Source organism: Rhizobium sp. 05L429 (assembly GCF_056397645.1).
This window is the reverse complement of the sequence record NZ_JBFTNV010000031.1, coordinates 111,501-128,795: the sequence shown is the minus strand read 5'-3', so window position 1 is coordinate 128,795 and position 17,295 is coordinate 111,501. Positions and strand designations below refer to the sequence as shown.

17 protein-coding genes are annotated in these 17,295 nt (G+C 61.0%); 9 read left to right on the top strand and 8 right to left on the bottom strand.

Going from position 1 to position 17,295, the window contains the following annotated elements; all coding sequences use genetic code 11:
* Nucleotides 1-493, top strand: a 493-nt coding sequence (locus AC1DNW_RS27280) for an outer membrane protein (protein ID WP_477854941.1), incomplete at its 5' end; no start/stop codon positions are given.
* A gap of 122 nt (nt 494-615) precedes the next feature.
* On the opposite strand, the gene AC1DNW_RS27275 is transcribed toward AC1DNW_RS27280, so the two are convergent.
* The 4 genes from AC1DNW_RS27275 to AC1DNW_RS27260 are packed head-to-tail and all read right to left on the bottom strand — an operon-like array spanning nt 616 to nt 5,049.
* The gene (locus AC1DNW_RS27275; protein WP_477854940.1) at nt 616-1,056 is read right to left on the bottom strand and encodes a hypothetical protein; all 441 of its coding nucleotides are present in this window, start codon (nt 1,054-1,056) and stop codon (nt 616-618) included.
* A gap of 39 nt (nt 1,057-1,095) precedes the next feature.
* Complete coding sequence (glcF, locus tag AC1DNW_RS27270) at nt 1,096-2,406, bottom strand: glycolate oxidase subunit GlcF (protein WP_477854939.1); 1,311 nt, start codon at nt 2,404-2,406, stop codon at nt 1,096-1,098.
* 1 nt (nt 2,407) lies between these two features.
* Nucleotides 2,408-3,613, bottom strand: coding sequence for an FAD-binding protein (locus AC1DNW_RS27265; protein ID WP_477854938.1), 1,206 nt, complete (start codon nt 3,611-3,613; stop codon nt 2,408-2,410).
* Nucleotides 3,610-5,049, bottom strand: a complete 1,440-nt coding sequence (locus AC1DNW_RS27260; RefSeq protein WP_477854937.1) for an FAD-linked oxidase C-terminal domain-containing protein — start codon at nt 5,047-5,049, stop codon at nt 3,610-3,612. The genes AC1DNW_RS27265 and AC1DNW_RS27260 overlap by 4 nt, the downstream gene beginning before the upstream one ends.
* A gap of 136 nt (nt 5,050-5,185) precedes the next feature.
* On the opposite strand from AC1DNW_RS27260, the gene AC1DNW_RS27255 reads away from it, so the two are divergent.
* The gene (locus AC1DNW_RS27255; RefSeq protein WP_113311512.1) at nt 5,186-6,082 is read left to right on the top strand and encodes a LysR family transcriptional regulator; all 897 of its coding nucleotides are present in this window, start codon (nt 5,186-5,188) and stop codon (nt 6,080-6,082) included.
* An 18-nt stretch (nt 6,083-6,100) separates the two neighbouring features.
* Here the strand turns inward: AC1DNW_RS27255 and AC1DNW_RS27250 are convergent, their stop codons facing one another.
* A complete protein-coding gene (locus tag AC1DNW_RS27250; RefSeq protein WP_113311513.1) occupies nt 6,101-6,952 on the bottom strand; it encodes a LysR family transcriptional regulator in 852 nt (283 codons plus the stop codon).
* A gap of 102 nt (nt 6,953-7,054) precedes the next feature.
* Here AC1DNW_RS27250 and AC1DNW_RS27245 point away from each other — a divergent pair, with 102 nt between their 5' ends.
* Nucleotides 7,055-8,041 (top strand): zinc-dependent alcohol dehydrogenase family protein, encoded by a 987-nt coding sequence (locus tag AC1DNW_RS27245; RefSeq protein ID WP_477854936.1) that lies wholly within the window; start codon nt 7,055-7,057, stop codon nt 8,039-8,041.
* Here AC1DNW_RS27245 and AC1DNW_RS27240 read toward each other — a convergent pair.
* Nucleotides 8,038-9,195 carry an adenosylhomocysteinase gene (locus AC1DNW_RS27240; RefSeq protein WP_113311515.1) on the bottom strand — a complete coding sequence of 386 codons (1,158 nt, stop codon included), beginning with the start codon at nt 9,193-9,195 and terminating at the stop codon, nt 8,038-8,040. The two genes, AC1DNW_RS27245 and AC1DNW_RS27240, sit on opposite strands and share 4 nt — an antisense overlap.
* A gap of 92 nt (nt 9,196-9,287) precedes the next feature.
* On the bottom strand, nt 9,288-10,166 hold the full coding sequence (locus AC1DNW_RS27235) for a LysR substrate-binding domain-containing protein (protein WP_113311516.1): 879 nt from the start codon (nt 10,164-10,166) through the stop codon (nt 9,288-9,290).
* Nucleotides 10,167-10,430: 264 nt separating this feature from the next.
* Here AC1DNW_RS27235 and AC1DNW_RS27230 point away from each other — a divergent pair, with 264 nt between their 5' ends.
* From AC1DNW_RS27230 to AC1DNW_RS27210, 5 genes are all read left to right on the top strand, one after another.
* Entirely contained in the window at nt 10,431-10,943 is a 513-nt protein-coding gene (locus tag AC1DNW_RS27230) for an NUDIX hydrolase (protein WP_477854944.1), read from the top strand.
* A gap of 62 nt (nt 10,944-11,005) precedes the next feature.
* Nucleotides 11,006-12,502, top strand: a complete 1,497-nt coding sequence (locus tag AC1DNW_RS27225; protein ID WP_113311518.1) for an inorganic phosphate transporter — start codon at nt 11,006-11,008, stop codon at nt 12,500-12,502.
* A 14-nt stretch (nt 12,503-12,516) separates the two neighbouring features.
* On the top strand, nt 12,517-13,254 hold the full coding sequence (locus tag AC1DNW_RS27220) for a 16S rRNA (uracil(1498)-N(3))-methyltransferase (protein WP_113311519.1): 738 nt from the start codon (nt 12,517-12,519) through the stop codon (nt 13,252-13,254).
* Nucleotides 13,255-13,397: 143 nt separating this feature from the next.
* The gene (locus AC1DNW_RS27215; protein WP_113311520.1) at nt 13,398-14,771 is read left to right on the top strand and encodes a glutamate--cysteine ligase; all 1,374 of its coding nucleotides are present in this window, start codon (nt 13,398-13,400) and stop codon (nt 14,769-14,771) included.
* A 94-nt stretch (nt 14,772-14,865) separates the two neighbouring features.
* A complete protein-coding gene (locus tag AC1DNW_RS27210; protein WP_113300647.1) occupies nt 14,866-15,741 on the top strand; it encodes a DUF937 domain-containing protein in 876 nt (291 codons plus the stop codon).
* Between the two features lie 86 nt (nt 15,742-15,827).
* On the opposite strand, the gene AC1DNW_RS27205 is transcribed toward AC1DNW_RS27210, so the two are convergent.
* A complete protein-coding gene (locus tag AC1DNW_RS27205; RefSeq protein ID WP_112541455.1) occupies nt 15,828-16,127 on the bottom strand; it encodes a YjiS-like domain-containing protein in 300 nt (99 codons plus the stop codon).
* Nucleotides 16,128-16,333: 206 nt separating this feature from the next.
* On the opposite strand from AC1DNW_RS27205, the gene AC1DNW_RS27200 reads away from it, so the two are divergent.
* Nucleotides 16,334-17,293 (top strand): LysR substrate-binding domain-containing protein, encoded by a 960-nt coding sequence (locus AC1DNW_RS27200; protein ID WP_477854935.1) that lies wholly within the window; start codon nt 16,334-16,336, stop codon nt 17,291-17,293.
* Nucleotides 17,294-17,295 lie beyond the last annotated feature (2 nt).

The window sequence follows — 17,295 nt, the reverse complement described above, 5'->3', positions numbered from 1 at the left end:
CTCTATCTACGGCGGTTACCAGACGGCGCCGCACAGCGATGTCGACGTTTCCGACGGCACGTCCTTCAGGGCCGGCTGGGAMGGCAAGTCCTTCGGCAGCCCGCCCTATTACGGCGGCCGCGTCACCTGGTGGCTGGGCGAYTTCAACCTGCCGAACTGGGGCGTGTCRCTCGATTACACCCATGACAAGGTCTATGCCGACGACGAAACCATGGCCCGTTCACCGGGCTGGACGCATTTCGAATTCACCGACGGCCTKAACCTCCTGACGSTCAACGGCCTCTACCGCTTCAAGGATCCRGCCCGTCGCTGGACACCCTATCTCGGCGCCGGTGTCGGCGTGAACGACTTCCGCGTCACCGACAACTGGTCGACCTTCGTGGAATACAAGGGCACCTATTCACGCGTCGACGTGCCGATCGACAGCGGCGACCGCCTGAAGACGAACATCGTCACAAACGCGGTCAATGTCGGTATTTCATACCACTGGTGATCTGGTGCAATTCCAGCAAGAGTGTGCAGCGGTTTTGCGTCAGAATTGCGTGAAAACAAAGAGATAGAGCTTTTCCGGAATTCGAAGAAAGACGGAAATTCTCTAGAATTGGAGTTGCGGGACTATTTCGTGCCGCAACTCACTTTGCCTCCCACAACGAAGAAGTTGGCACCGCTTTCGATCCGTAGCGCGTAGGTGCCGCCGAAATTCGGCGAAGGCTTGTCGTGCCCACCGGCGAGAACCGCCAGATCCAGCGTCTCGCTTGCGGCATCACCACCTTCCGTATCGAAGACTTCCAGGCGCAGATCGCCATCGCGCGACCAGCGGTTCGTGAGATCTTTCGATTCGAATATCCGCTTGTTGAAGTTTGGGGATTTGGCAGCATCCTTGAGCATCAGCGCGCCGCGGAAATGGATCAGCTTGTGGCCGCCTCCATCTTCAAAAGCGCTTTCGAGCGTAAAGCGCACGTCCTTGTCATCGGCAGAACAGAAATAACGGCTGTCGGCGTGCGCCGCACCAGCCGCGCCAAGCAATATGCCAAGCACCATAAATCCGCGCCACATAGCCATAACTCCCTGAGATCGACCGATGAATCGGTGATCTCAAACTAGCGGCAAACCTCTTAATTTTTCAGGCACAGAGCCCCCGTAAGCCCAGTCCAGGAGCTCGACCGTATGCAGGATCGGCGTTGGCGTGCCCGACCTTATTTGGGTGATGCAGCCGATATTGCCGGTCGCGATGATATCGGCCTTGGTCGCCTCGATGTTCTTGACCTTGCGGGCCTTCAGGACTGCGGAAATATCCGGCTGCATGATGTTGTAGGTGCCGGCCGAGCCGCAGCAGAGATGGCCTTCGGCCGGATCGCGAACGGTAAAACCTGCCGCCTTGAGCAGATGCTTCGGCGCCATGGTGATCTTCTGGCCGTGCTGCATGGAGCAGGCGGAATGATAGGCGACGGTAATGCCCCTCGGCATATGCGCAGGCAGTTCGAGGCCGGCAAGATATTCGGTGATGTCCTTGGCAAGGGCCGAGACGCGTGCCGCCTTGCCCGCATAGGCGGGGTCAAGGCGTAGCATGTGGCCGTAGTCCTTGACCGTCGTGCCGCACCCGGACGCGGTGATGATGATCGCGTCGAGGCCGCCAGCCTCGATCTCGCGGGTCCAGACATCGACATTGGCGCGGGCCGAAGCCAGAGCCTGTTCCTCGCGCCCCATATGGTGGACCAGCGCGCCGCAGCAGGCCTCTCCCTCGGGGACGATGACCTCTATACCAAGGCGGGTCAGCAGCCGGATGGTCGCCTCGTTGATGGCGGGATCGAGAACGGGCTGTGCGCAGCCGGTGAGGATCGCCACGCGTCMGCGCCGCTCGGCCTGCGGCTCATGCCGCCCGGGCCGAGCGAAGGGCGATGGTGCGGGAATGCTTGATGGCGCAAGCGCCAGCATGGCGGCGAACGGCTTCAGCGCCGGCCCGCGCATCAAGCCGGCAAAGGGGCGGCCGATCCGGGCAAGCGTCAGGGCTGCCCGAAAGCGGCCGGGATAGGGCAACACGGCCGCAAGGATGGCGCGCGTCAGCCGGTTCATGAACGGCCGCTTGTAGGTCTTTTCGATATGGGCTCGGGCATGGTCGACCAGATGCATGTAATCGACGCCCGAAGGACAGGTGGTCGTGCAGGCAAGGCAGGACAGACAGCGGTCGATATGGGTGACGACTTGCGTATCCGCCGCGCGGTCGTTTTCCAGCATGTCCTTGATGAGATAAATGCGCCCGCGGGGGCTATCAAGCTCGTTGCCGAGAGTGACGTAGGTCGGACAGGTGGCGGTGCAGAATCCGCAATGCACGCACTTGCGCAGGATCTGTTCGGATTCGGCTACATGCGGATCGGCAAGCTGGGCAAGAGTAAAGTTGGTCTGCATTTCAGTGTCCCGCCATCTTCCCCAGATTCAATATCCCCGCCGGATCGAACTTTTCCTTCACGCGGCGCGAAAGCAGTGCCACTGCCTCTTCCTCCGGTTGGAAGGCTGATATCGCCGCCCTTGCCTCAGCCGAGGCGCGGATCAGCGTCGCATGGCCGCCACCGAGCGCCCTGATGAAGCGGCGGATCAGACCGGCTTCCGKATCTGCCTCCATGCGCATCCAGACGAGACCACCCTGCCAATCATAGAAAGCATCGACGCCGGCTTCCAGCCTGAGGGCCGCGACAAGCTGATGGCCAGTGCCGGGCGCGACCGAAACCCGCCAGACGGGCCGTGCCGTTCCGTCAGCGTAAGGTGCGACGTCGCGGATCTCCTGCCAGAGCTGCCGGCTGGCGGCCTGATCCAGCCTTGCAGCCGGGCCAAACGACGCCATCGCCGACAGAAGCTTTACCGCGCGTGAGTCTACCGACCCCGGCAGGCCTTCGATGCGCAGCGCCGTCGCCTCTCCCTCGGGCAGTTTGCCACCGAGAAACTTCCACGTCACGGTCAATGGCAGATGTGCCGCGCCGGTGACGTCCATCGGCAGGGCCATCGCCGCTGCCATCGCATTTGCGGCCTCGGCATCGTTCAGACCGGAGATGACGACGGTCTCCTCGGTCTTCGCACGCGGCGGCACGCGGAAGGTAACCTCGGTCAGGAAACCCAACGTGCCATGCGAGCCAGCCAGCAGCTTCACCAGATCCAGACCCGTGACATTCTTCATCACCCGGCCACCGGCCTTGATGATCTCGCCCTTGCCATTGACGAAGCGGATGCCAAGCAGGCTGTCACGTGCGGCACCCGCCACGAAGCGTCGCGGACCGGAGACATTGGCGGCAAAGACACCGCCGATCGTCGGTTCACCCGATGTGCCCATGAGGGCGCGATGATCCATGGGCTCGAAGGCGAGCATCTGGCCGTTTTCGGCAAGGGCCGCCTCAACGTCGGCAAGCGGCGTGCCCGCTCTTGCGCTCATGACCATCTCGCCGGGATTATAGGCGACAATCCCGGATAGGCCGGTCGAGCGCAGACGATCTTCCGCCTCGACCGCATTCCCGAACCCGGACCGCGTTTCGCCGCCGCTGATGGCGAGCGCTCGGCCCTCTTGCGCATGCGCGCGGATGACCGCCGCGGCTTCCTCTTCGCTTGCAGGCACCAGATCGATCATGCGGCAGGACGCCCCTCGAGCGGGAAAACCTTGGAAGGGTTCAGCAACCATTGCGGATCGAAGGCGGCGCGCGCCGCCATCTGCTGGGCGAGATCGGCCTGCGAATATTGATGGCGCATCAGGTCGCGTTTTTCGATCCCAACGCCATGTTCGCCGGTCAGGCAGCCGCCGGCATCGACGCAGAGCTTGAGGATATCGTTGCCGGCCGCTTCGGCCTTTGCCGCCTCCTCGGGATCATTGGCATTGAAGAGGATCAGCGGATGCATGTTGCCATCACCGGCATGGAAGACGTTGGCGACCCGCAGGCCGTAATGTGCGACGATCTCCGATGTCCGCTTCAGCACATGGGAAAKCTGGCTCAGCGGGACAGTGCCGTCCATGCAGATATAATCGGCGATGCGACCGGTCGCGCCGAAGGCCGATTTGCGACCCTTCCAGATCAGCGCCGCCTCGGTTGCCGACTGGCATTCACGTACCGTCTTGACACCATGGGTACGGGCAATCTCGACAATGCTTTTCAGCATGTCGTCCATTTCCGCCTCCGATCCCTCGACCTCGACGATAAGCAGCGCACCGACATCGAGCGGATAACCGGCGTGGGCAAAGGCCTCGCAGATCTCGATCGCCGGCTTGTCCATGAATTCGATAGCGACGGGAATGATGCCGGCGGCGATGACATCGGCCACACAGCTGCCGGCCTCTTCCGAGCTTTCGAAACCGAAAAGAACCGGGCGGGCGCCCTCGGGCTTGGCAATCAGGCGCACCGTCGCTTCGGTGACGATGCCGAGCTGGCCCTCATGGCCGCAGACAAGGCCGAGCAGATCGTAGCCCGCCGCATCCAACGCCTTGCCGCCGAGATCGATCACCGTTCCATCGGTCAGCACCATCTTGACGCCGAGCAGGTTGTTGGTCGTCACGCCATATTTCAGGCAGTGAGCGCCACCGGAATTCATGCCGATATTGCCGCCGATCGTGCAGGCAAGCTGGGAACTCGGGTCGGGCGCATAGAAGAAACCGTCCGCGGAGACGGCTTCCGAAATGTTGAGATTGGTCACGCCGGCCTGAACGACCGCGCAGCGATTGGCGAAGTCGATGTCGAGAATACGGTTCATCTTCGACAGGCCGAGCACGACGGCGTCTTCCTGCGGGATCGCGCCGCCCGAAAGCGAGGTGCCGGCCCCACGAGGGACGACCGGAATGCCGTAGCGATGACAGTATTTCATGACAGCTGCCGCTTCCGCCGTCGATCGCGGCAGGGCGACTGCGAGCGGCAGGCGGCGGTAGGAAACGAAGGCATCCGTCTCGAAGGGCACGAGCTCGCGCGCTTCATGGATCAGACATTCCGGCGGCAGGAGATCGATGAGATCGGCGACGATTTCCCGGCGGCGCGCCAGAACATCGGGGCGTGGAGCGAGAAACGAAATGGCGTCGGACATGGCGTTCTCCCTCGGCCAACATGACGGAAACCGATGGCAATTCCTCCCGGTCACCGGTTCTTTGGGCTTAGCACTTTCCCGAAACCGGCGCAAATGTTAAGCACTTATGCCAAAAGGGAAAAAGTTACAAAAGCTTATGACCAATCTGGGTGATCTCGAAATCTTTGCCAAGGTCGTTTCGACCGGCAGCATGTCGCTCGCGGGCCGCGCGCTCGGCTTTTCCCCTGCCGTCGTTTCCAAGCGCATCAAGCGGCTGGAAGACCGGCTCGGCACGCGGCTTTTGCAGCGCACGACGCGGCAGATCTCGCTGACAGAGGCGGGCCAAGGTTTCTACGACCGTGTTCTCGGCATTCTGGCAGGGCTGGAGGAAGCGGAATTCTACATTTCCGGCCGCTCGGCGCAGATGCATGGCACGCTGAAAATCTCCGCCCCCACCTCCTTCGGCCGTATGCATATCGCGCCACATCTGAAATCCTTCATGGAGGCGCATCCGGAACTCACCATCAATCTGGTGCTGACCGACGAGTTCAGCGACATCGTCGGCGGCGGCTTCGATCTGGCCATCCGCATTGCGGAACTGACCGATTCCAGCCTTGTCGCGCGCCGCCTGGCTCCGGTGCGCCGGGTGCTCTGCGCCTCGCCGGATTATGTCGCCGCCCACGGCATGCCGGAACATATCGAAGAACTGAAACAGCATCGCTGTCTGCCGGCCCACAACAATGACGTCTGGCGGCTGGACGGACCAGACGGAGCATTCAGCCTGCGGCCCGAGGGCACGCTGATCACCAATTCGAGCGAGGTGATCCGCGAGACGGTCATTGCCGGCCTCGGCATTGCTCTCCGCTCCACCTGGGATATCGGTGAGGAGTTGAAGGACGGCAGGCTGATTCAGGTGCTGCCATCCTATGAAGGTTCGCACAATGTGACTCTCTCGGCGGTCTACCCCAGCCGCCAGTTCCTGCCGGCCAAGGTACGTCTGTTCATCGACTATCTGGCCGAGCTCTACGGCCCGGATCCCTACTGGGAGCACTGAGCGAACGAGTTCAACTGGCTAATGTGCCAGCCGTTCGATGACGAGATCAAGCAGCGCCCGCAGCCGGGCCAGCCGTTTCATGTCGCGATGATAGCCGACCCATGTATCGCGGCCGGGTGGTGCTTCGCCGAGATCGACATGTTCGATGGCCGCGATGGAATCGCCGAGCGGACGCGGCAGCACGGCAAGGCCGGCACCGTTGGCGCAAAGGGTCGCCTGTACATCTCTGTTATTGCTGCGCATGACGATATCGGCCTTCGGCAGCAGACGCCTCAGCCAGCCGACATCGGGCATTCCGCCGAAGGCCTCATCCATGGTGATGAGGCGTGCGCCGGTTCCATTGCCGGTTTCAGGATGAGTCAGGCCACGGAGGATATAGAGACCGTAATCGATATGCAGGAGCTTTCTGGATATGACCTCGGTCTCGGTGAAAGGCGCAATACGGAAGACGATATCAGCCTCGCGACGTGAGAGGCTCATCAAGCGGCTGTCGGTCAAAAGTTCAATGACGACCTTGGGATTGGCAGCCGAGAACTCCGCCAGGATGGGCGAGAGCACGTGAGCGCCGAACCAATCCGAGGAGGAAAGCCGTAGCAACCCATCGAGTTGTCCGTTCTGGCCGGCGAGTTCACGCTCCAGCCCGAGCGCTTCTTCTTCCATGCGTTCGGCGCGGGCAAAGACGGTCGTGCCTTCATCCGTCAGGACAAAACCATCGGCAGTTCGCTGAAAAAGCGTCTGGCCGAGCGATGTTTCCAGCACCCGGAGGCGGCGACCCATGGTTGGCTGCGTCAGTCCGAGGCTGCGCGCTGCCGCACCAAGGGTTCCAAGCCGCGCGATTGCCAGGAAGAGTTTCAGGTCGCTCCATTCCACGGCTTACACCCAAACGAAAATGCATGATCGATAGTCTTTATCTTTGGTTTCCATTCGAAATTCAATGCCGCATTCTTCGGCCCACAAACCAAGGAGAATTCCATGAGCACGATGAAAGCAGCGCTTGTAAAAACGCAGAATGCCGAATTCCAGGTCGTCGATATCGCCAGGCCGGTTGCCGGACCTGGCCAGATCCTCGTCCGCATCAAGGCCGCGGCGCTCAATCCGCTGGACCTTAAGATCCGCGCCGGCGAGGCCGCACATGCCCGCCACCCCCTGCCCGCCATCCTTGGCATCGACATGGCCGGTATCGTCGAAGCGGTCGGCCCCGGTGTGACAGGCTTTCGCCCCGGCGACGAAGTCTATGGCATGACCGGCGGTGTCGGTGGCCTGCAGGGATCGCTTGCCGAATTTGCAGCTGTCGATGCCGATCTCGTCGCGCTGAAGCCGCGCAATCTCTCCATGCGCCAGGCGGCAGCCCTGCCGCTGATCGTGATCACTGCCTGGGAGGGGCTGGAAGACCGCACACAGGTAAGGTCCGGGCAGAAGGTGCTGGTCATCGGCGGTGGCGGTGGCGTCGGCCACATCGCTGTGCAGATGGCGGTTGCTGCCGGTGCCGAGGTTTATGCCGTCGATGGCGGTTCGAAGGCCGATTACATCCGCAGCATCGGAGCGACGCCGATCGACTATGCGAAGGAGACGACCGAAGACTATGTTACCCGATATACCGGCGGCATAGGTTTCGACATCGTCTACGACACGATCGGCGGAAAGGGTCTTGACGCCGCCTTCCAGGCGGTCGCCAAGTTTGGCCACGTCGTCAGCAGCCTCGGCTGGGGCACACATGCTCTGGCGCCGCTCTCCTTCAAGGGAGCAAGCTATTCAGGCGTCTTCACGCTGGCGCCGCTCCTGACCGGCGACGACCGCGCCCATCATGGCGAGGTCCTCAAGCAGATAGCGTCACGCRTCGAAGCTGGAGCGCTGATGCCGAACCTCGACCAGCGGCGGTTTTCGCTTGCCGAGGCAGGCGATGCCTACCGGCTGCTCGAAAGCCGGCAGGCCGAAGGCAAGGTAGTCGTCGAGATCTAACGAGCCAGATCGAGATAGGCGCTCGCCACCATCGCATCGATGTCGGCGGGCACCGGCACGATGCAGGATTCGGCGCCGACACCGTGTTTTGCGACACGCTCCAGGCAGCGGGCCTGCAGCGTGAAGCCGAGGTCCATGGATTCCACCGAGTTGCCCAGGGGTCGTGGACCGGCGAGATTGGCCATATGGCCGCCGCCGAGCACGTGGAAGGAGCGGCCATCCTTCAGGTGGAAAGTCTCGATATGATCGGCCTCATATCGGTCGATGCCAACGACATCGGGATGGCTGCGAAAGGCTGCGACATCGATCTCACACGGGAAATGGCCGCCGTTCATCAGGATCGCGCCATCCTTGATGAGCGGCAGATCGGCTGCGGTGACGATATCAGGGAAACCCGTGACAGTTGCGATCACGTCCGCCGAGCGGATCGCCTGTTCGCGGAGCGGCGTGATGAAGCCGTCCAGATGCGCCTCCAGGCTGGTAACAGGATCGATATCGACGACGCTTACCGTCGAGAAGGCGTTGCGGAAGGCGGCGGCCGTGCCCTTGCCGCAGGCGCCGTAACCGAAGACGGTCACACGCTTGCCATTGGTAGAGCGGTTGGTGAAGCGCATGTAGCTTTCGAACAGGCTCTGGCCGACGGCATGCTTGTTTTCGGCGAATTGCTTGATCGGGCTGTCGTTGATGACGAGGATCGGCATTGCCAGCTTGTCGCGCATCGGCAGCAGGCGGGTCCGGCCGGAGGTCGTTTCTTCCGCACCGCCGAGCAAATTGGCGTAGGGCCTTTCGGCTGCGATGGCGAAGAGATCACCACCATTGTCCAGCAAGAGATCTGGCTTTTCTGCAACGACGGCTTCAAGGCTCCGGTGGTGGGCGACGGGATCGGTCGTCTGGGTCGCGAAGACGGTGATGCCCTGCGCGCGCAGGAATTCCACGGTCGCCGGCTGGGTGCTGTTCAGATTACCGGTGCAGATCAGGCGCGCGCCACCGGCCCGCAAGGTCAGCAACAGAGCGACYGTCTTCGGCTCCAGATGGATGCCGGTGCCGATGGACAAGCCTTCAAACGGCCGCGTGTTTTCAAATTCCGCCGCCGTTTCCTTCAGCAGGCGGCAGCTATTGCCGATCCAGTCGATGCGTATCGCAAGCTTTTCCATCTCATGCCCTTTCGTTGCCCTGATCTAGCGAGCAAAAGACAGGGCCGACATGGAGATATTTCTGACGAAAGGGCAGAAAAACTGCCCTTTCGTCACGCGCTGCCGGAGCGCAGCAGCCAGTTGCGGAGTGCCACGAAGGCCGGACGTTTCGCATCCGGCGTCCGGCAGCAGAGGCTATAGCCTGCCGGGCGGCGAATGAAGCCGTAAGGGGCAACCAGAATGCCGCGGGCAAGATCGTCTTCGATCGAGGCTTTCGGTGCCAGCGCGATACCGAGGCCGGAGCGGGCTGCCCCCAGCGCCAGAAGCAGATCCTCAAACTCGCGCCGGCGAGAAAAGACAACCGGCGGCGTGGTACTTTCGGCAAACCACTCCGCCCAGAGCTTCGGCGCACTGCGGCTGACGAGCACGGTCATATCCGCCGCCATGGCTTGGGGGTTGCCGGCAAGCCTGGCGGCGAGTTCCGGTGTGGCGACTGGGCCAAACTCATCCTCCATGAAACGCGTCTCCGACATCCCAGCAGAGGAGCGCTGCTCGCCGCCCATGATGACGGCATCGAAATCCGGATGATGGGAAAGCGGCTCAACCACGGGCATGGGTACGATATCGATCTCGATATCGCCAAGGCTTGCCTGCATGTCAGCCGCCCGCGGCATCAGCCACCAGACAGCGAAAGCCGAGGGCACTCCGAGGCGGATGCGCTTCCTGCCTGTCTCCTCGAATTCGGCGGCGGCGCGTCTCAAAATGGTAAGGGCAGCACCTGCCGCCTCGGCAAAGGCGCTCGCCTTCTCGGTCGGGACCAGCCTGCGGCCATCACGCACGAAGAGCTTTCTGCCGAGATGGTCTTCGAGTGTGTCAATCTGCTGACGCACCGCGCCGCGCACCACACCGAGCTCCTCGGCCGCCTTCAGAATGCTGCCATGGCGGCAGACGGCTTCGAAGGCGCGGATAGCGTTGAGGGGTGGGAGTCGCATAGTTACCACATTCCAAAAAATCGCGGTGGATCACCAGATCTTGGCATTGAAGAGAATGCAAGGCCGGACCATATTGTACAGCTGTGCAAGACGACGCGTTCGGGACAGGAAATGGCGGAATTTCCGAACCTGCCCCGCTTCGATTTTCCTATGTACAATGGATTAAATCGTGTCCGTCGTTTTGCACGTATGGATCGCGCAAGCTTTTCATATGATACTAATATTAAGCCGACTCAGATAACGACCCTAAAGGTGACCCGACAATTGACCCTTCTTGCCCGCCTGGCTTCTGATGTGCAACTCATGTTCCGGCGTCCGCCGCGTCAGCAATATGCTGCGCTCTGCTATCGGGTGAAAAAGAAGTCGGGCGATCTCGAAGTTTTGCTGATGACCAGCCGTGACACCGGCCGCTGGGTCATCCCCAAGGGCTGGCCGATGAACCGCAAATGCGCCTATGAAGTTGCGGCGCAGGAAGCCCTGGAAGAGGCTGGCGTGCGCGGCAYGGTGGAGACCGAAACGCTCGGCCACTATACCTACCAGAAGGTTTTGCGCGACGGCATGAAGGTGACCTGCAAGGTTCAGGTATACGTCCTCGAAGTGACCGGTGCGACGAAGAATTTCAAGGAAAAGGGCGAGCGAACCATCGAGTGGGTTCCCTGTGACGAAGCGGTCAAGCGCGTCCAGGAACCCGAATTGCGCAACCTGTTCCTCGCCTTTAAACGGCGCATGGCCGAAAAGCTTTCCAGCGGCATTCCGAAACAAATTCTGGCGGAATAAKTCCTGCCATCTTGTGCTGCTATAAAAGGCGGCGCAAAAGCAGGTCTTAGCCAGGAAACAGAATGCCGCAACGCAACGCCGTCCTCACGAAACGCACGCTCGATAAGGACCTCGACAAATTTACCCATGTCGAGGATGCGGCCAAGCACGTCTCGCGACGGTTGGTGACACCCGGACTTGGCCTGATCTTTCTCGGCCTCGCCATGCTTTTTGCCGGCGTCTACGTGTTCGACAGGCCGGGCGCTGTGCTGGTAATTGCTGCCGCAGCACTTGCCGCCTACATGGCCATGAACATCGGCGCCAACGACGTGACGAACAATGTCGGCGCGGCCGTTGGTGCGCGTGCCATCACCATGAAGCAGGCGCTGATCGTCGCCGCAATCTTCGAGGTGCTAGGTGCGACGATCGCGGGCGGCGAGGTCGTCAGGACGATTTCCTCCAGCATCGTCGATACGGCGCAGGTCCCCCCCGCGACACTCGGCTGGATCATGATGGCGGCGCTCACGGCTGCCGCGCTCTGGATCAACCTCGCCACCTGGATGAATGCACCGGTTTCGACGACGCACGCAATCGTCGGCGCCGTGATCGGGGCAGGCCTCGGTGCTGCAGGACCGGAACCCGTCAACTGGCGAGTGATGCTGGAAATCACCGCAAGCTGGATAACTTCGCCGTTGATCGGCGGGCTGATTGCCGCCGGGCTGCTCTATCTGGTGAAGACCCTCATCGTCTATCGCGAGGACAAGATCGCTGCCGCCCGGCAGTGGGTGCCCGTGATGGTCGCCGTCATGGCCAGCGGCTTCATGGCCTATATGGTGCTGCAGCTTGCGCCGCAAGGACGATATTCGTCGCTGACGATCCTTCTGATCGGCATCGGCATCGGGCTCGTCAGCTGGCTTGCTGTGCGGCCACTCATCCTGCGGCAGGCGGAGAACCTCGAAAACCGCAACAGCTCACTTCGCACGCTGTTCCACTTTCCGCTGATCGGCTCGGCCGCGCTGCTCTCCTTCGCGCATGGCGCAAACGACGTTTCGAATGCGGTCGGCCCACTATCGGCCATCGTTCACACGGCCGGTATCGCTGACAACAGCATGATCGGTCATCCACCGCTCTGGGTCATGCTGATCGGCGCTTTTGGAATCTCGGTCGGGTTGCTGCTTTTCGGGCCGCGCCTCATCCGGCTCGTCGGCGAGGAAATCACCAAGCTCAACCCGATGCGCGCCTATTGCGTGGCGCTGTCGACCGCCTTCACCGTCATCGTCGCCTCCTGGCTCGGCCTGCCGGTCAGCACCACGCATATTGCAGTCGGCTCCGTCTTCGGCGTCGGCTTCTTCCGCGAATGGTACACGCGCCATTCGAAGCGCCGCATCGAATTCATACGCCGCAAGGCTGAAAGCTTCGAGATCGACGAGCCTGAGCCAAATGTCCATGAAGCCCGTCGACGTTATCTCGTCCGCCGTTCGCACTTCATGACGATCATCGCAGCCTGGGTCATCACCGTGCCGGTTTCGGCTGCGCTTGCGGCGATGATTTATTGGGTTATGTTCGCGCTCTTCATGTGAGTCTGGGTCTCAGAATGCGCGCCAATTTCCGCATGCAGCGGCTTTTCATCGACGCCCCCTTGTCAAAGGGTGCTGCCGTCGAGGCCAATGCCGATCAGTTCAACTATCTCGCCAACGTGCTGCGCATGGAAGAGGGTGCGGAAATCCTCCTCTTCAATGGTCGCAACGGCGAATGGAAGGCGAGCCTTACCTTCCCGACCCGCAAACGCATCCTGCTGTCAGCCACTGAGCAGACACGACCGCAGCCTGCGCCCTCCGACCTGCACTATCTCTTCGCGCCGCTGAAAATCGGCCGTATGGACTATCTGGTGCAGAAGGCGGTGGAAATGGGCGCCGGTCTGCTGCAGCCGGTCATGACACAGCACGTACAGGGCAAAGTCAGCAATCTCGACAAGATCCGGGCGAATGTCATCGAAGCAGCCGAACAATGCGGCATCCTCGGCATTCCTGAAGTAGCGGAGCCCATCAAACTTTCCGATCTGCTCGATCGCTGGCCCGGAGAGAGGCGCATCATCTATTGCGACGAGGGCGATGCCGGGCAGAACCCGCTGCCGCTGCTTTCCAGGATCGCCGAAAAGAAACTCGCGCTGCTGGTTGGTCCCGAAGGCGGCTTCTCGGAAGAGGAGCGAATGCGCCTGCGCAGCCTGGATTTCGTGACCGCAATTCCACTCGGTCCACGCATCCTGCGCGCCGATACCGCAGCAGTCGCGGCAATGGCAATGATACAGGCTGCCATCGGCGACTGGAATTGACTTTCGAACGCCGGTTCCCTGGAAAGCCTGCTAATTTTTTGATGACATATTGAAAGAATTTCACTTGCAACTTAGCTGGCTTGGGCACTAATCACCCTTCCAATTGCCCCGGCCCCCGGCGCCTTCCGAATACAGGTAATTTCATGGCTCGCGACACTACCGACCAGACACCGCTCTCTTCGGTTCAGGAGCTGACCGACTATCTTGCCGCCGGCAACAAGCCGAAGGAACGGTTCCGTATCGGCACCGAACATGAGAAGTTCGTCTTCTTCCGCAAGGACAACAGTCCGGTTCCCTATTTTGGCGAAGCCAGCATTTCCGCACTTCTGAAAGGCCTGCAGGCCAAGAGTGGCTGGGAGCCGATCACGGATGGCGACAACATCATCGGTCTCGGCGAGCAGAACGGCATGGGCGCGATCTCGATCGAGCCCGGCGGCCAGTTCGAGCTCTCGGGCGCACCACTCGAGAACATTCATCAGACCTGTAAGGAATCCAACCAGCATCTGGCGCAAGTGCGCGAGATCGCCGAGCCTATGGGCATCGGTTTCCTCGGCATTGGCGGCAGCCCGACATGGACCTATGCGGAAACCCCGCAAATGCCGAAGTCGCGCTACGAGATCATGACCAGCTACATGCCCGAGGTCGGCACCCGCGGTCTCGACATGATGTATCGCACCTGCACGATCCAGGTGAATCTCGATTTCTCTTCGGAAGACGACATGCGCCGCAAGATGCGCGTATCGATGAAGCTGCAGTCGCTGGCGACAGCGCTTTTCGCTTCCTCTCCCTTCACCGAAGGCAAGCCCAACGGGATGCTCTCCTGGCGCGGCGATGTCTGGCGTGACGTGGACAACAGGCGCAGCGGCCTGCTCGACTTCACCTTCCGCGACGATTTCGGCTTCAAGGATTATGCCGAATGGGCGCTCGATGTTCCCATGTATTTCGTCATGCGCGACGGGCACTATCACAAGGCGACCCACGTCACCTTCCGGCAGTTCATGAACGGTGCGCTGAAGGGCGAGATTGCCGACCATGAGCCGACGATGGGCGACTGGACGAACCATCTTTCGACCCTCTTTCCCGACGTGCGCCTCAAGCGGTTCCTGGAAATGCGTGGTGCGGACGGGGGCCCGTGGCGCCGCATCTGTGCCCTGCCGGCCTTCTGGGTCGGCCTGCTCTATGATGACGCCGCTCTTGAGGCCGCCGACGCACTGACCAAGGACTGGCGTTTCGAGGAAGTGAATGTCCTGCGCAATGCTGTGCCGGAGGAAGGCCTCAAGGCCAGGTTCCGTGGCCATGCGCTGATCGATACGGCGCGCGAGGTCGTGAATATTTCCCGCGCCGGCCTCAAGGCACGCAACAGGCTGAATGGCGACGGCGTCGACGAGAGCATCTTCTTGGCACCACTCGATGAGGTTCTGGCAAAGAAGGCGACGCTCGCCGAAGATCTGCTAGCGCTCTATCACGGCCGCTGGAACGGCTCGGTCGAGCCGGTCTTCCAGGAATATCAATACTAAGAGGCGGCTCTCCCCCTCCAAAAAGCCGTTTGCGCATTCCCATTTCCGGCTATAGTGGCGCTGACATGCGCCGCTATACAGGAAAGGGACTTTCATGCTGCCACTTTTCGACATGATGATGCAGGCGCAGAACGGGGCGGCGATGGATGCAATCTCCAAGCAGTTCAACCTCGCCCAGGAACAGGCAACGAAAGCGATGGCCGCGCTGATGCCGGCTTTTTCCACCGGCCTCAAACGCAGCACCAGCAACCCCTATGATTTCGTCGGCCTGATGCAGGCAGTGGCCTCGGGAAATTATGCCAAATATTTCGAGGATGTGAGCAAGGCTTTCACGCCTGAGGGCGTTTCTGACGGTAACAACATCCTCTCCCAGCTTTTCGGTTCGAAGGAGGTCTCGCGCGCCATTGCGGCGCAGGCGGCCCAGATGACGGGCATAGGCCAGGAGATCTACAAGCAGATGCTGCCGGTCATGGCCGGTACGCTTATGGGCGGGCTCTTCAAGCAATCGACCGGGCAGATGGCCTCGCCGGTCAATCCCTTCGTCAATACCGCCATGGGCGAGACAATCCAGGGATGGCTTGAGAGCACCGGCTTTGCGCCGAAGCCGAAAGCGGCGCCCGAGCCCAGCATTTTCGATAATCCCTTCACGCAGGCCATGCAGCTGATGTTCAGCGTGCCAAAGCCGGAACCTCAGTCGCAGCCCGCCAACCCGTTCCTCGACAATCCCTTCGCCAAGGCATTCCAGGAAATGATGGCGGGACTTCAGCAGCCGGCGGCAAAGACCCCGGAACAGCCGAAGGAAGAACCGAAAGCGGTCAATGACAGCTATACCCAGATGCTGAATTCAATGTTCGACAGCGGTCTCGAGGTGCAGAAAAACTATCAGAAGAGCCTTGAGGCAATCTTCGAGGCCTATCGGCCGAAACCCACGCCTGCTCCCGAAAGCCCTGCCCCCGCGGCTAAAAAATAAAAAAACCCGGAGATGGCTTGGGAAAGCCGATCACCGGGTTAAGCAGCAGGGCTATTGGCTATCGCCCTGCGGGGAAATGCGTGCGTTCAGTCCCTGTAGGGGCGCATGACCGCAATATGCCAGCGGCGCTTGGCCGCCTGTGTCAGATGCTCCGACGGATCTTCAAAGAAGGTCGAAGCGAGGAAAGCGGAGGTGACATCGGCCCGCGTCAGGCCGATATCCCGCAACTGATTGTCATCGAGCTCATGCAGCCCGTTCACCTGCGAGCGATTGCGCACAATGCGAAGGGCGTTTGCCAGCGGCGCAAGGCCAGCCATGAGACGTTGCATGAACGTCGGGGCGAGCTTGCCGCAGTCGAGTTCTAGTGTCTGTTCATGAGTGCGCATCGAACTCTCCTTTCTTCGGGGCGCAGAACAGCCCACCCCGCCTGCGAGGTCGTGCAGGAAGGGTCAAGCTGGTCACAGGCGGACAAGCAGGGTGTCTGTCCTTCACTTTGCTTGATTTGCATCCCGAAGATGCCAAAGACCTATTGATCAGTCCAACGAATGTTTCTAATGATTAACATCAGAGATCTTTATGGGTGGATGGGATCATGTCGGCGCCTCTTGATATCGACCAGTTGCAGACCTTCATCGCAATCGTGGACTCCGGCAGTTTCACCAAGGCTGYCGACAAGGTCTACAAGACGCAGTCTGCCGTCTCCATGCAGATGCKCCGGCTGGAAGAGCGCATCGGCAAACAACTCTTCATCAAGGATGGTCGCGGCAACCGCCTGACGGTGGAAGGCGAAAAACTGCTCAACTATGCCCGGCGCATGATCCGCCTGAACAATGAGGCGATCGCCGCCTTCGACGACAACAGGCTGGAAGGTACGTTGCGCATCGGCACGCCCGATGATTATGCCGACCGTTATATGCCCGAGATCATCGGCCGCTTCGCCAAGACACATCCGAATGTGGAACTATACATCGTCTGCGAGCCATCGGTCGATCTGGCCGAGCGCATGCACAAGGGCGAACTCGATATCGCGCTTGTCACCCATAATCCGCGCGAGCGTATTTCGGATGTGGTGCGGACGGAACCGCTTTGCTGGGTGAGTTCGGCCAACCATCCGATCCGCGACGATGCACCGGTGCCGCTTGCCGTCGGCCGGCGCGACTGCCAATGGCGGCAGCTTGCCTGCTCGGCGCTCGATGCCGTCGGCCGCGAGTATCAGATCCTGTTCACAAGCTGGTCCTGCACCGTGGTTGCCTCCGCCGTGCTCGCCGGCATGGCGGTTTCGGTCATGCCGGAATCGGCACTCCGCACAGGCATGAAGGTATTGAGCCAGGCAGACGGCTTCCCGGCGCTGCCGCCGGTGCAGATCGGCATCATGAAACGGCCCGGCGTTTCCCTGTCGCTGATGAATGCCATTACCGCGCACATCACCGCCTGCCTCGACAACATCACGCCGACTGTCATCGAAGACAGCCTCGACCAGGATCTGAAGACCGGTCACGCCCGTCACTATCCGCGGCTCAAGGCTGCGGCCAGCATGATGCCGAGCTGGTAGTC

Bases quoted from the DNA above. Each gene is read 5' to 3' on its own strand.
- AC1DNW_RS27275 (WP_477854940.1), bottom strand. From the start codon at position 1,056: ATGTGGCGCGGATTTATGGTGCTTGGCATATTGCTTGGCGCGGCTGGT.
- AC1DNW_RS27255 (WP_113311512.1), top strand. From the start codon at position 5,186: ATGACCAATCTGGGTGATCTCGAAATCTTTGCCAAGGTCGTTTCGACC.
- AC1DNW_RS27235 (WP_113311516.1), bottom strand. From the start codon at position 10,166: ATGCGACTCCCACCCCTCAACGCTATCCGCGCCTTCGAAGCCGTCTGC.
- AC1DNW_RS27225 (WP_113311518.1), top strand. From the start codon at position 11,006: ATGCCGCAACGCAACGCCGTCCTCACGAAACGCACGCTCGATAAGGAC.
- AC1DNW_RS27220 (WP_113311519.1), top strand. From the start codon at position 12,517: ATGCGCGCCAATTTCCGCATGCAGCGGCTTTTCATCGACGCCCCCTTG.
- AC1DNW_RS27215 (WP_113311520.1), top strand. From the start codon at position 13,398: ATGGCTCGCGACACTACCGACCAGACACCGCTCTCTTCGGTTCAGGAG.
- AC1DNW_RS27210 (WP_113300647.1), top strand. From the start codon at position 14,866: ATGCTGCCACTTTTCGACATGATGATGCAGGCGCAGAACGGGGCGGCG.
- AC1DNW_RS27205 (WP_112541455.1), bottom strand. From the start codon at position 16,127: ATGCGCACTCATGAACAGACACTAGAACTCGACTGCGGCAAGCTCGCC.